The sequence below is a fragment of the Lactivibrio alcoholicus genome, from assembly GCF_055390895.1.
This window is the reverse complement of the sequence record NZ_AP042471.1, coordinates 2,100,156-2,113,894: the sequence shown is the minus strand read 5'-3', so window position 1 is coordinate 2,113,894 and position 13,739 is coordinate 2,100,156. Positions and strand designations below refer to the sequence as shown.

The window sequence follows — 13,739 nt, the reverse complement described above, 5'->3', positions numbered from 1 at the left end:
CGAAAGTGTTATTGTTCCGACATGTTCAATCAGGAGGTGAACGACATGTTCGATTTTGCGCCGGAATTACCTGCAATGGCGATGATTGGAGTGCTTCTCTTCGCAACGCTCCCGGCAGGCGCCGCCGTGACGGCATCGGACGACGCGAAAGCGTCCGTACAGGCCTCGCGCGGTTCAGTACGCCTCCGGGGGTTCCGCGACCCGGAGATGGACTTCCAGGTCATCCGCTCGATCGGCGCGGATGCCTATGGAGGCGGAACGATCGGGGAGATCCTCGCCGCCCGCGACTCGATCGCCGACGGCGATCCGTCCGCGTGGACCGGCGCGTTCGCGGCTCTCGCGGAACGGCTCGAAGCCGACGGGAAAGACCGGATGCTGCGCGGGCATCCGGTCAGCGCCCGGGACGCCTTCCTTCGCGCCTCGAGCTATTGGCGGGCGGCGGAATACTACGGCGACCCTCGAAGAGATGATGCGCAGCGGTGCGGACTCCGATGCCGCGAGGCGTTTCTCGCCGGGACGCGACTCCTCCCCGGCGGAGTCGAAGATCTTCGCATCCCGTTCGGCGACACGCCGATCCGGGGATATTTCCTGCGGGCGGCATCCGACGACGTCGTCCGTCCGACGGTCCTCATGATGAGCGGGTACGACGGAACCTCCGAGGAGATGTTCTTCGCGGCCGGACGCGCCGGACTCGAGCGCGGATACAATGTCCTGCTCTTCGACGGCCCGGGCCAGACGGGGATGCGGCGTTTCTTCCCCGACTCGGCCTTCATCCCCGATTACGGCCCCGTCATACGCGCGGTCATCGACCACGCGATGTCGCGGACGGACGTCGATCCGAAGCGCATCGCGCTCTACGGCGTCAGCATGGGCGGATACCTCGCGCTCAGCGGGTCGATCGGCGAAGGACGCCTCGCGGCGCTCGTGCTCAACTCGCCGATTACGAATCTTCACGAGTACATGTCGGCCTTTATGTCCCGATCGCGCGACTCCCGGGACGATATGACCCTCGACGAGCTCGCGGCGCTTCCCGACGACGTCATTCCGTGGGGGCTCCGCAGCGCCGGGATGAACTTCATCCGGCGCTTCGGGGCGACGACGTTCTCGGGCGCGATGAAAGCGCTCGAGGCATTCGATAATCGTCCGCGCCTGAAGAGGCTGAAGGTTCCGACGCTCGCGCTCGCGTCTCGCGGCGAAGGAGCGGCCCCGGTGCGTCTTGCGGAAGAGTTCGCGGCGACGTCGCCCCGTCCCGTGACGCTCAGGATCTTCGAGCAATCGTCCGGAGCGAACATGCATTGTCAACTCGACAACCTGCCGCTGTCCGCGGCCGTGATCTTCGACTGGCTCGACGAAACCCTCCGGTGACGAAAGAGCGGGGGCGCGTTTTCCCCGCTCTTTCGTTTCATATTCGTCCGGCCGGCTTCGCGCGGGTTATTCCTCGAGGCGGACTCTCCCTTCCCGGAAAAGGGACTCGCATGCGTCGACGACTGCCGGGTCGTACGCGATCCCCTTTTTCGATTCGATCTCGCCGAGCGCCGCGTCGATGCCGAGCGCGGGCCGGTAGGGCCGGTGCGACGCCATCGCCTCGACGACATCCGCAACCCCGATGATCCGCGCCGCGGGAAGGATGTCGCCGCCCGAAAGCCCTCTCGGATACCCAGACCCGTCGATCCTCTCATGATGCTGATAGACGATTTCCGCGAGCGGCCACGACAGTTCGATGCCCTTCAGCAGCCTGTACCCCGCGGCGGCGTGCTCACGCACCAGTTCGAGCTCGATCCGGCTGAGTTTCTTCGTTTTCCCGAGGATTTCCGACGGCGTCTCGATCTTGCCGAGGTCATGGACCAGCGCCGCGAGTTCGATATGCCTCGCCCCATCCGGGCTCATCCCCATCTCGAGCGCGATCGCCTTCGAGAGATGCGCCACTCTGCGCTGGTGTCCCGCCGTATAGGGGTCGCGCGCCTCGGTCGTCGCCGCGAGCACCCGGATCGTCTGGAGACGCGCCCTTTCGAGCGCCGCTATTTCCTCCTGCAACCTCCTGTTGGAATCCGCCGCGCGGCGTTCCGCATCCTTGCGGGCGCCGATATCCTGATAGACCGCGTAAATCCCCGGGCACCCGGGCGACAGCATCACGGGAAACCCGGTGAAAGCGACCTCGATGACGGTGCCATCCTTGAGTTCGAGCACCATGCGATGCTGCGCCGTGACGTCCGGCGTGTAGCCGAGGATCTTGCCTCCTTCGATGCGGACGATGTCGATTCTGTACCAACATCTGGCGCCGTCGCGCCTGTAGGAAAAGATCCAGGAGTCCTCGTCCTTCAGGCGTCCGATACGGTCCCGCGCCTCGTTTTCCGCTTCCGGAGGAAGCAGCGTCCAGAGGGGTCCGGACATGGCCTGTCCTTCCTTCTGTTCCATCATGCGCAGAAATGCGGAGTTGACCTCGAGGACATTTCCCGCGGCGTCGGCGACGAACACGCCGATCGGGACGTGTTCGACATAGACCCGGAAGCGTTCCGTGCTGAACCGAAGCTCGCGACGCATCCGGTCGACGCCCGTCATGTCGACGACGCGAGCGGTCGGCTTGACACGAAGTAAAAAAAGCGTAGTATTTTGTGTTACGAAATAAAACTTTTGTGTTATAAATTGACGAAGGAGGGTATTTTTGTGACGAAACGCACACTCTCGCTTTTCGCGACGATTCTCTGCCTCGCGGCCTGCCTCGCGGCCGTTCCCGCGGCGGCGGCCCCTTCGACCGAAAAGACCATCACCTATTCCTGGCCCCTCAACGCCGGAGACATCAATCCGCATCTCTACTCCCCGAACCAGATGTACGCCCAGGCGCTCGTCTACGAGCCGCTCGTGAGCTTCGGCGACTCCGGAAAGATCGAACCCTGCCTGGCGGTCTCGTGGGCGATTTCCGACGACGGAAAGGCATACACCTTCACGCTGCGCGACGGCGTGACGTTCAGCGACGGGACGCCCTTCGACGCCGCGGCCGCGAAGAAGAACTTCGACACGATCATGGCGAACGCGAAACGCCATTCGTGGCTCGCGATCGTCGAGCTCATCGAAAAAACAGAAGCCGTCGATCCGAAGATCTTCCGCCTGACGCTGAAGGCCCCGTACGCGCCGACGCTCAACGACCTGTCGCTCATCCGCCCCTTCCGTTTCCTGTCGCCGAAGGCGTTTCCGGAGAGCGGCAATACCGCCGACGGCATCCGCGCGACGGTCGGAACCGGTCCGTGGGTGCTCGCGGAGACGAAGAAGGGCGAGTATGACGTCTTCGTGCGCAACGAGAATTATTGGGGACCCAGGCCCTTCTTCGACAAGATCGTCGTCCGCGTTCTGCCCGATCCCGAGGGGCGCGTCGTGGCGTTCGAAACGGGCGAGATCGACCTGATCTACGGATCGCAGATCAACATCGAATCCTTCATGCGCCTCAAGGGCTCCGGACAATACGCCACGGCCGTCTCCGGACCGATGACGACGCGCGCGTTCGCGATCAACTCAGCGCGCGGGGCGACGAAGGACCTTGGCGTCCGGCGCGCCATCCAGCACGCCGTGAACCGGGATGCGATCGTCCGATCGATCTTCCGCGATCTCGAACCGCGCGCGGACTTCCTGTTCCCGACGACGACCGCCTATTGCGACACAGGCGCGACACCGTACGAATACGACCCGGCGAAGGCCGCGAAACTTCTCGACGATGCCGGATGGAAGAAGGTCGCAGGCCGCGACTACCGGGAAAAAGACGGCAAAAACCTCTCCATGGAGGTCTGTTTCGTCGGCAACGATCCGCTCCAGAAGGCGCTCGCCGAAGTGATTCAGGGCGACTTCCGGAAGGTCGGCATCGAGGCCGTCCTGATCGGCGAAGAGCGGGATTCGTTCTACGGCCGCCAGAAGACCGGCGAATTCGATCTGATCTTCAGCCAGACATGGGGAGCACCCTACGAACCGCACGCGGTCGTCGGATCGATGCGCGCGCCGTCGCACGCCGACTATCAGGCGCAGGTCGGGTTGCCGATGAAGAAGGACCTCGACGCATCGATCACGAAGGTGCTGAGCGCCACCGACGAGGCCGAACGCGCGAAGCTCTACCGGGAAATCCTGACGACGCTTCACGAACAGGCCGTCTATCTGCCGCTGACCTATCCCACGCAACTTGCGGTCTACTCGAAGAAAATCGCGGACTTTCCATTCTCCGTGCTCCAGTATGTCGTTCCGTTCGAACGGATGAGCGAACGGAAGTAGGCGTCCCCGAACGATGCTGAAATTCATCGCGCGGCGTCTGCTCGCGCTCGTCCCGATCCTTCTGCTGATGTCCGTCGTCGTCTTCCTGATGCTCCGCATGGCGAAAGGAGACCCCGCGATGGCCTATCTCCAGCTGTCGAACATCCCTCCGACCGACGAGGCCATGGCCGAGGCGCGAAGCTCGCTCGGACTCGACCGACCGCTCGCCGTGCAGTACGTCGACTGGCTCGGACGGGCGCTGCGCCTGGATTTCGGCATTTCGTACACGTCGAAGCGGCCCGTTCTGGAAGGGATTCTCCGGTCGATGCCGGTGACGCTGGACCTCGCGTTCAAGGCGCTCGCCGTGACGCTTCTCGTCAGCTTTCCGCTCGGCATCCTGGCGGCGCTCCGCAAGGACCGCCTGCTCGACCACGCGACGCGCGTCTTCGCGTTCGTCGGCGTCTCGCTGCCGGGATTCTGGTTCGGCCTGATGCTCGTGACGCTCTTCTCGGTCGTCCTCAAGGTCCTGCCGCCGATGGGGCGCGGAACGCCCGCGCACTACATCATGCCACTCGCGACGCTGTCGCTCATGTCGATCGCGATCAATATCCGCTTCATCCGCGCGTCGCTTCTCGAGCAGATGAAAAGCCGCTCCGTGCTTTACGCGCGCTCCCGGGGCCTCACGAAGGGCGCGATGCTGCTCCACGTGCTGCGCAACGCGCTGCTTCCCGTCGTGACCGCGATCGGAATGCACCTCGGAGAGCTTCTGGGCGGGGCGGTCATCGTCGAAAACATCTTCGCCTGGCCGGGCGTCGGGCGGTATGCGCTCTTCGCGATATCGAACCGCGACTACCCCGTGCTCCAGTGCTTCATCCTGTTCATGACGGTCGTGTTCGTGCTCTGCACGCTCGCCTCCGATATCCTCTGCGCGTGGCTCGATCCGCGGCTTCGCCTCGGAAGCGGGGAACGGCAATGACGTTCTTCCGGCAGCCGCTCGTCGCCGTCGCGGCCGTGATTCTCGCGTTCATCGCCGGGCTTGCGCTCTTCGCCCCGATCGTCGGCTCGGGCGACCCCGTCGACACGCACCTCGAACGCAAGCTGGAGGGACCGAGCGCCGAGCACTGGCTCGGAACCGACCACCTCGGCCGGGACGTCCTCTCGCGCCTCGCGTTCGGGGCGCGGACGTCGCTCGGCGCCGTCTCGGTCATCCTCGCGATGATCCTCGTTGCGAGCACCACGGTCGGATGCGTCTCCGCGCTGTGCGGCGGCATCGTCGACTCGGTGCTGATGCGCCTCTGCGACACGTTCCTGACCTTTCCGACGATCATCCTGGCGATGTTCCTGACCGGAATCCTCGGCACGGGGATCGTCAACGTCGTCATCGCCGTCGTCCTGACGCACTGGGCGTGGTACGCGCGGATCATCCGGAGCCTCGTGCTTTCGGTCAAGAACCGCGAGTACGTCGCGGCCGCGAAGGTTTCCGGAACGACCGGAATCCGAACGGTCTTCCGGCATATCCTGCCCGCGACGGCCGCGCAGCTCGTCGTCCTCGCGACGCTCGACATCGGACACATGATGCTCCACGTCTCGGGGCTCTCGTTCCTCGGACTCGGCGTCCGTCCCCCGCTGCCGGAGTGGGGCGTCATGATCAACGACGCGCGCCCCTATCTGTGGACGCAACCGCATCTGATCCTCTACCCCGGTCTGCTGATCTTCCTGACCGTCGCGGCGTTCAACCTCTTGGGCGACGCGCTCCGGGACTTCCTCGACGTCGCCTCGACCGGAGGAAACCCATGAGCGACACGCTTCTGTCCGTCGAAAACCTGTCCGTCGCGCTTTCCCGCAGTCCTGAGACGCGTCTCGTGCGTTCGGCGTCGCTTTCGGTCCGGCGCGGGCGCGTGACGGGGCTCGTGGGCGAGTCGGGGTGCGGCAAGAGCCTGACGTGCCTCTCGGTCCTCGGCCTTCTCCCGGAGGGGGTCGCCCTTACGGGCGGATCGATCGACCTCCTCGGAACGCGCATGGACCGCGCATCCGAGGAGGAGCTTCGCGACATCCGGGGGCGTACGGCGGCCTTCGTGCTCCAGAACCCTGCGAGCTGCTTCGACCCCCTCTTCACGATCCGCCGGCATTTCTCGGAGACGCTGTCGTCCCACGGGGTCGGCGACCGGAAGCGACAGCGCGAACTGGCGGCGGCGCGCCTCGTCGAGGTCGGATTCCCGTCTCCGGCCGGGATTCTGGACGCCTATCCGTTCCAGCTCTCGGGGGGCATGCTCCAGCGCGTGATGATCGCGATCGCGCTCCTCTTCGACCCGCCGCTTCTCGTCGCGGACGAGCCGACGACCGATCTCGACTCCGTGTCGCAGTCGCACGTCCTCGACCTGCTCCAGTCCGTCCGAAAGCGGTACGGTATGTCCATTCTCCTCGTGACGCACGATCTGTCGGTCATCGATCGGATGGCCGACGACGTCTTCGTGATGCGCTGCGGCGAGATCGTCGATTCGGGAACGAAGGAGGAGCTGTTCGAGCGAAGCCGTCAGCCCTACACGCGGCTTCTGGTCGAGGCGCACCGGAAACTCTGCGCCTCGTGCGACGGGACGAAAGAGGGAGAAACACATGCAGACGCTGCTGTCGCTGCAAAGGGTTCATAAGTCGTACAGCCGCGGGGGCGTCTTCTCGCGCGGCGAACGGATCGACGTCCTGAAAGGCGTCGACCTGTCCCTTCCCGAGGGGGGCTCCGTCGGCCTGATCGGGCTGAGCGGGTCGGGCAAGAGCACGCTCTCGCGCGTCGCGCTCGGGATCGAGCGCCCCGACTCGGGAACCGTGTCGTACCTCGGGCGCGATATCCGGACGGGCGGCCGCGGCTGTTTCGCGGATTTCCGCCGGAACGTCCAGGTCGTCTTCCAGAACGTCCCGGCGTCGGTGAACCCGCGGATGACCGCCGCGCGGATCATCGCGGAGCCATTGTCGAACTTCGAATCGCTGACGGACAAAGAGACGCGCGAGCGCGTCCTCGAACTCCTGTCCGACGTCGGACTCAAGGCGACCGACGCGGAGAAGCTCCCTCACGAATTCAGCGGCGGCGAACTCCAGCGCGTGTGCATCGCGCGGGCGATCGCTGCGCGGCCGCGCCTGATCGTCTACGACGAGGCGGTCAGCAGCCTCGACATGATCGTCCAGGCGCAGATCCTGTCGCTGATCGAGCGCCTTCGCGCGTCGCTCGGAACCGCGTCGCTCTTCATCTCGCACGACCTTCGCGTCGTCCGCTCGGTCTGCGACGACATCGCGATGCTTCACGAAGGCCGCATCGTCGAACGGCTTCCGGCCGGCAAACCGCTTTCGGCGTGGTCGCACCCGGCGGCCGTCGACATCGCGAAGGCCGCCGCGAGAAATCTGCGGCCGTCCTGGGCGGGAGCCTGACGATCCCCTCTTCCCGGGAGGCCGTCAGCAGCCCGGACTCCCGGGAATCCGCTCGTTCGTGAGGATCCAGTAGAGCCCGACACGCTGGACGGCCTGCGTGAACTCGTCGAAGCTCACGGGCTTTCGGACGTAGCCGTTCGCGCCGAGATTGTAGCTCTCGACGATATCCCGCTCCTCGCTCGACGACGTGAAGACGACGACCGGAAGAAACCGCGTCCGCTCCTCCGAGCGGATGCGGCGGAGGACGTCGAGCCCGTCCACCTTGGGAAGCTTCAGATCCAGGAGGACGACGACTGGAAGTTCCCGGCTCCGCTCCGGCCCGAGCAGGCGGTCGATCGCCTGCGCCCCGTCCCGGACGACCGTGATCCGGTTCGTGATGTTCGCCTTCCGGAGCGCCCGCACCGTGAGTTCCTCGTCGTCCGGATTGTCTTCCACAAGAAGGATTTCCCTGTCTTCCACCGCCGCCTCACACTCCCTCTTCCGGCGCCGGCATCGTGAACGAGAAGGTCGCCCCCCCGTCGACGATTCCGTCCGCCCATATCCGTCCGCCGTGCCGCCGGACGATCCGCTGGACCGTCACGAGCCCGATTCCCGACCCGGGGAACTCGTCCGCGCGGTGCAACCGCTGAAACGGACCGAACAGCTTGTTCGCGTACTCCATGTCGAATCCCGCGCCGTCGTCCTTCACGAAGCACTCCCACATGTCGTCGTTCCTCGCCGCGCCGAATTCGATCCGCGCGGACGGCTTTTTCCCCGTGAACTTCCACGCGTTGCGCAGGAGGTTATCCATGACGATCCGCGCGAGCCCCCGGTCCGCCATCACGGGGACGCTCTCCGGGACAACCGTTTCGACGCGGCGGTCCGACTCCGCCTCCCGAAGCTCCTTCAGGATCGCCCGCGCGAGTTCCGCGAGATCGACGCGCTCGGGGTGCAGCTCGGATCGCGAGATCCGGGACAGCATCAGCAGGTCGTCGATCAGGCCGCCCATCCGGTCCGCCGCCGCGCAGATCCGGCCGACATACCCCCGGCACCGTTCGTCGAGCGCGTCGCCGCAATCCTCGGAAAGCGCCTGTCCGAACCCCGTCATGGCGCGGAGCGGCGCGCGTAGGTCGTGGGAAACGGAATAGGTGAACGCCTCCATCTCCGCCGTCGCCGTTTCGAGCTCCCTGGTCCGCTCGCGGACGCGCGACTCGAGATCGGCGTTCATCGTCCGGATGGTCTCCTCGGCGCGCTTGCGTTCGGTGACATCGCGGATGATGGCCTGGGAGAAAGTCCTGCCGTCGACGACGATGGATCGCGCGCTGATCTCCACGGGGAAGACGGTTCCGTCCCTTTTCCGGTGAAGCGCTTCGCTGCGGTAGGCTCCTTCGCGACCGATCCTGCGGATCCTTTGCCGGAACTCCTCGAGATCTTCGGGGGCGACGAGGTCGGTCGTCCGGAGCCGGAGGATCTCGTCCCCCGAATAGCCGTACGCCTCGGACGCGCGTTCGTTCGCCTCGACGATTCGTTCGTCGCCGTCGACGAGAAGGATGATGTCGTTGGCATACCGCACGAGGTATTCGAAATGACGGAGCAGCGCGTCGCGCTCGCGCCGCGCCTCGGCTTCGGCGCGGTAGCGTTCCTTCTGCACGCGCTGCACGAAGAAACCGGACACGACGAGGACGAGTGCCATGGAACCGAAAACGAGTGAAAAGATCAGCGCCGACTGCGTCCGGAAGCCTTCGAAAGCCTCCTCCTCGCTGATCTTTGCGATCAGGAACCACGACATCGACGGGATGGGTTCGATCACGGCAAACACCGGAACGCCGTTGTAATCCCGCCCGCGCGTGAAGCCCGTGTATCCGCGCATCGCCGCGACCGCCGGGACATCGGCCGTTTCGTCTCCGATGCGCACGCGGAGCGTCATTGCCGTGTTCCTGCGTTGGCGGAGTTCGTTGAGGGCCAGCACGAACTCTCCGTCTCTGCGGACGATCAGCGATTCGGCCGTTCGGCTCGGAACCGGCCAGGTCCGGATCATCGGGTAGAGGAACTCATCGGGGGAAATTTCGAGGTAGACCGCCCCGATCGCGCGAGCGGAGGCGCTGCCGCGCCGGAACAGCGGCGTCGCTACGCCGCACGTGGCGCCGTGCCCGGGCGCCGTGTGGAGATCGACGAAAAACGGCGTCCGGAGCTCCATGGCCCGGAGCGCCGCCGAGTGGACCTCCGGGCAGACGGGCTTCGGATCGCCGGAGAGGTTCAGGATACGTTCACCATCAGCGTCGAGCAGAATGACATCGGAATACCCGTAATAGAGCCGAAAACGTCTCAGGATTCCACGGACGCTGTCGGCGTCGGCTGAGGGATCTTTCGAAAGCAGCCGTTCGACCTCGCGGACGAGAAAGGGGCTTTCCATGACGATCCCGCCGTCGCCGAGCCGCTCGCGCCGCCAGAGTCCGATCTGATCGACCTTGAGGCGCGCGACCGTCAGGAGTTCGTTCCGGACGTCCGCGAGCACTCTCCCCTCGCGGACGTGATGGAAGACGAGCCCTCCCGCGAGAATGAGTCCCTCGACGAGAAGGACGACGAAAACGAAGGAAAACGGAAAAATCCGTTCCGTCTTCGCCATAGCCTCACGTCCGGCGCAGTCCGTCCTCAAAACGCGCCGTCATCGCTCCACCGCCGGCGGAAAATCGAACCGGCCTTCCCGAAACAACGCGACGCACGCGTCGGCGACGCAGGCGTCGTAGAGAACGCCGCGTCTCGCCCCGATCTCCGCGAGCGCGGCGTCGAGGCCGAGCGCGCTCCTGTACGGACGATCGGAGGTCATGGCCTCAACGACGTCCGCCACGGCCAGTATCCGGGCCTCTTCGCAGATCGCGTCGCCGGTCAGCCCGTCGGGGTACCCCGAGCCGTCCATTCGCTCGTGGTGTTCCCTGACGATCCGGGCAAGCAGCGGCGGGAAACCGACCTCGCCGATGATCCGGCCCCCCTCGGAGGCATGCCGCCGGACGAGATCCATCTCCTGCGGCGTCAGGGCGCCGGGCTTCCCGAGGATGTCCGGAGGAATCGAGATCATGCCGATGTCGTGAAGCATCGCGGCCGCCCGGACGAGATCGGTCCGCTCGGGATCGTAACCGAGTTCCCGCGCGACGGCCTCGGCGAGCAGGGCCGCCCTCCTGTCGTGCCCGGTTTCCGGACACTCCAGGCGATCCAGGATCTTCGTCGTGAGCGCGATGGCGTCGTCCATGAGCTTTCGGACGCGGCTCTTCTGCATGTCGGACTCCGAGAGAAGATCTTCGATAATCCGGGTGCGTCGCTCGAGATCCTCATTCGCCCGCCGGAGCTTCTCCTCCGCCTCGTGAAAGTCCGTGACGTCGTGGGCGATCGAAAAGATCATCGTCGCGCCCTCCATTTCGACCGGGCCCGCGAAGACCTCCATCCACCGGGATGAGCCGTCCCTGAGGCGATGCGGCATGAGGTACCTCCGCGGCCCCTGCGACGCTTCCAGAAGCCGTTGCCGTAACTCCTCCTCGACGGGCTCGGCGCTCAGGTCGCGTGTCCGGAGCTTCAGGAACTTCTCCCTCGGGTAACCGTAGAACTTCGTCGTCGCAGCGTTGCAATCGACGTATCGGCCGGTCTTCGGATCGACGATGTACATGACGGCGTGGGATTTGTGGAAGATGCTGCTGTATCGCCGCTCGCTCTCGCGCAGCGCGGTCTCCGTCTCGCTCTGCGCCGTGATGTCCCGCCCGACGAGTATGATCCCGGTCGGATCGCCGCCGGATGCCTCGTAGAGGTTCCGGACGGTCCATCGCATGTGGCGGCTCTTGCCGGATTTCGTTCGGATCGTCGAGATGAAATCTTCCGACGTTCCCTCCCCGCCGCCCAGGATCCTGAGACGCGACTCGACGGACGCCCGGTAGACCGGATCGGGATACAGCCACTCCCTGAATCCGGCCCCCTCCATGACGACTTCGCCTCGCGTGTATCCGCTGATGATCTCCGCCGCCCTGTTCCAGATGACGGGTTCGCGGTTTTCGTTGAGGACCTCGAACCAGATGTTCGCGTGATCGATGACGCTTTCGAGGTACTGCTTCAGGCTTTCCTGTTCCTGTTCCGCGAGGATATGCTTCGTCACGTCGCTCAGGATCGTCGCGAAGTATCCGAGCGCGGGCGAAAAGACGGAGATATCGAGGTGCTTGCCGAGTTTCGGATAGTACGCGACGAAGCGCGTCGAATCCCGTTCGAGCGCGGCTCTCGCGTAGATCGACAGATACGGGACGGGCGATCCGAAAAGCCCGCCTCCCCTTTTTCCGACGATTTCCTCGCGCGAGAGTCCGACGATGCGTTCGTAGGCGCGGTTGACGTCGAGAAACTCGTAGTCCGCGGCCCTTCCGTTCTCCATGATGACCCTGTGGAGCGCAAGGCCTTCCGCCATATTCGTGAACAGGGATCCGGCGAGATCGTGGATCCGGGCCGGGGATGGCTTCATATCGCTTTCCGCGCGACTTTCGATTTTCCTCTCCATGGTCTCAATCCTCCGCGACACTCATTTGAAGGCTTCGCGAACGATGGCGTTTCCGTCCGTGTCCAGTGTGAAAGAGGAGAACGTTTCCACTTTCCTGATGATCATCGTCTGGTCGAAAATCCGGATCGTCACGTTCGGGTAGATCTTCTCCCGGATACGGACCTTCGGCAGCACGACGCCGTCCGCGAACGGCCGCCGCCGCACGAGCTCCTCCTCGGCCGCCTGAAGCTCCGAGAGCGTCTTCACGAGTTTCGTGTGGTGCTGCGCGAGAGCGAGAACCGTCTTCCGGTCGTCGACGGACATCAGATCCTGCTGGAATCCATGAGTCTTCGTCTTCATCGACGCGAGGGCGAGTTCCACGCGCCCTTTCAGTTCTTCCGACTCTTTCTTCCTGGCAACGATATCCCTGAGCCACTCCTGAACGAACGGATCGGAACCGGCCTGGAGCTGCGTCACCGGCTCGAGGACCGATCCCGCGCCGAACAGCTCGATGAGGTTCCTCGCCATGACCTGCCCTCCGACGACACCGCGCTGGTTCTTCCCGAGCACGAAGACTGTATCCCGCGACTTGAGCGTCGCGAAAAGCGAATACCCCTGGACGTTGATATTCCCCGCCGCAATCACCGTTCCATACTCCACGAAACCGACCGTGGCCCCCTTGTCCGCCCGGATTACCGACTGGTCGCCGATCACGCCGCCCCTGACGAGGCAGACGCCTCCGCAGAAGACCTTTGCGTTGAGGACGCTCCTCGCGATCTCGACGTTTCCCGTCGCCTTGATCCGGAAGCCTTGCTGGAGACTTCCGCTGACGACGACCGCGCCGGGAAAGTCGATATCTCCCGTGTGCATCCCGACGTCTCCCTTTATATTCAGGACGGAGACGACGTCCAGAATTCTTCCGTCGAACGAAGGCTGTCCGTCGATTCGCGAAAGGACGCGCAGCGCGTCTCCTTCGGGGACGGCCTCGACGTTCGGACCGCAGGCGATCCCGAGATCCTTCGCGGGCGCAGCCGGAACCGGGGCGCCGAAGACATCCGTGCCGTCGCTCCCCGGAACCGGCAACGTGACGATCGCGATGGAATCGCCTTTCGCGACGACGGGGTTGCTCCACATATTCTTCCAGTCGATCGCCTGTTCCGTATTCGTATCATAGGAACGCGTCCGCTCCATCCGACACAGGAAGTCGATCGAGGAGGGCGTCGGTGACGTCGGCGGCGTTCCGCGCAGGACGACCGCCTTTTCGTCGACGATCGTTTCGCCGCTGTTGCAGCGTTCGACGAGCGACGTCGCAAGAGAGCGATCGACTTCGAGACGTTCCTGCTCGAGCGCGAGAAGAACTTCGGCCAGATCGACGGAGGCTCCTCCCGAGACTGGAGGGTAGAGCTCCAGCCATGCCGTCATCCGGTCCCGGTCGACGCGGATCTTGTAGCTGCCGTCGCGCGGCACGGGATCCGGAGGTTCCTGAATCGTCACTCCTGAGAGAAGGCGTTCGACGTCTTTCACGAGTTTCTGCAGGTTCGCGAGTTTCAGATCTTCGGTCGTCGGTTTCATCCCCTTTTTCGGAGGATCCGGCTGCGGTGACACG

At 64.5% G+C, this 13,739-nt stretch carries 11 protein-coding genes; 6 read left to right on the top strand and 5 right to left on the bottom strand.

Annotated elements, in window-relative coordinates; translation table 11 throughout:
* The first annotated feature begins 45 nt into the window (after positions 1-45).
* On the top strand, positions 46-1,365 hold the full coding sequence (locus tag ACZ5IU_RS09705; RefSeq protein ID WP_464416726.1) for an alpha/beta hydrolase family protein: 1,320 nt from the start codon (positions 46-48) through the stop codon (positions 1,363-1,365).
* A gap of 66 nt (positions 1,366-1,431) precedes the next feature.
* Here ACZ5IU_RS09705 and ACZ5IU_RS09700 read toward each other — a convergent pair whose 3' ends face one another.
* The gene (locus ACZ5IU_RS09700) at positions 1,432-2,541 is read right to left on the bottom strand and encodes an HD domain-containing phosphohydrolase (protein ID WP_464416724.1); all 1,110 of its coding nucleotides are present in this window, start codon (positions 2,539-2,541) and stop codon (positions 1,432-1,434) included.
* Positions 2,542-2,664: 123 nt separating this feature from the next.
* Between ACZ5IU_RS09700 and nikA the strand changes: the two genes are divergently transcribed.
* Genes nikA through ACZ5IU_RS09675 form a run of 5 tightly spaced genes read left to right on the top strand, consistent with a single transcriptional unit; the run spans position 2,665 to position 7,647 of the window.
* Positions 2,665-4,251, top strand: a complete 1,587-nt coding sequence (nikA, locus tag ACZ5IU_RS09695) for a nickel ABC transporter substrate-binding protein (protein WP_464416722.1) — start codon at positions 2,665-2,667, stop codon at positions 4,249-4,251.
* Positions 4,252-4,264: 13 nt separating this feature from the next.
* Positions 4,265-5,206 carry a nickel ABC transporter permease subunit NikB gene (gene nikB / locus ACZ5IU_RS09690; RefSeq protein ID WP_464416720.1) on the top strand — a complete coding sequence of 314 codons (942 nt, stop codon included), beginning with the start codon at positions 4,265-4,267 and terminating at the stop codon, positions 5,204-5,206.
* The gene (nikC, locus tag ACZ5IU_RS09685) at positions 5,203-6,027 is read left to right on the top strand and encodes a nickel ABC transporter permease subunit NikC (protein WP_464416718.1); all 825 of its coding nucleotides are present in this window, start codon (positions 5,203-5,205) and stop codon (positions 6,025-6,027) included. The genes nikB and nikC overlap by 4 nt, the downstream gene beginning before the upstream one ends.
* Complete coding sequence (locus ACZ5IU_RS09680) at positions 6,024-6,878, top strand: ABC transporter ATP-binding protein (protein WP_464416716.1); 855 nt, start codon at positions 6,024-6,026, stop codon at positions 6,876-6,878. Before nikC ends, ACZ5IU_RS09680 begins: the two co-directional genes overlap by 4 nt.
* Positions 6,844-7,647, top strand: a complete 804-nt coding sequence (locus ACZ5IU_RS09675; RefSeq protein WP_464416714.1) for an ABC transporter ATP-binding protein — start codon at positions 6,844-6,846, stop codon at positions 7,645-7,647. The genes ACZ5IU_RS09680 and ACZ5IU_RS09675 overlap by 35 nt, the downstream gene beginning before the upstream one ends.
* A 24-nt stretch (positions 7,648-7,671) precedes the next feature.
* Here ACZ5IU_RS09675 and ACZ5IU_RS09670 read toward each other — a convergent pair whose 3' ends face one another.
* Genes ACZ5IU_RS09670 through ACZ5IU_RS09655 form a run of 4 tightly spaced genes read right to left on the bottom strand, consistent with a single transcriptional unit; the run spans position 7,672 to position 13,705 of the window.
* On the bottom strand, positions 7,672-8,106 hold the full coding sequence (locus ACZ5IU_RS09670; RefSeq protein ID WP_464416712.1) for a response regulator: 435 nt from the start codon (positions 8,104-8,106) through the stop codon (positions 7,672-7,674).
* A gap of 7 nt (positions 8,107-8,113) precedes the next feature.
* On the bottom strand, positions 8,114-10,252 hold the full coding sequence (locus ACZ5IU_RS09665) for a sensor histidine kinase (RefSeq protein WP_464416710.1): 2,139 nt from the start codon (positions 10,250-10,252) through the stop codon (positions 8,114-8,116).
* A gap of 39 nt (positions 10,253-10,291) precedes the next feature.
* Complete coding sequence (locus ACZ5IU_RS09660) at positions 10,292-12,154, bottom strand: PAS domain S-box protein (protein WP_464416708.1); 1,863 nt, start codon at positions 12,152-12,154, stop codon at positions 10,292-10,294.
* A 21-nt stretch (positions 12,155-12,175) separates the two neighbouring features.
* Positions 12,176-13,705 carry a DUF342 domain-containing protein gene (locus ACZ5IU_RS09655; RefSeq protein WP_464416706.1) on the bottom strand — a complete coding sequence of 510 codons (1,530 nt, stop codon included), beginning with the start codon at positions 13,703-13,705 and terminating at the stop codon, positions 12,176-12,178.
* Positions 13,706-13,739 lie beyond the last annotated feature (34 nt).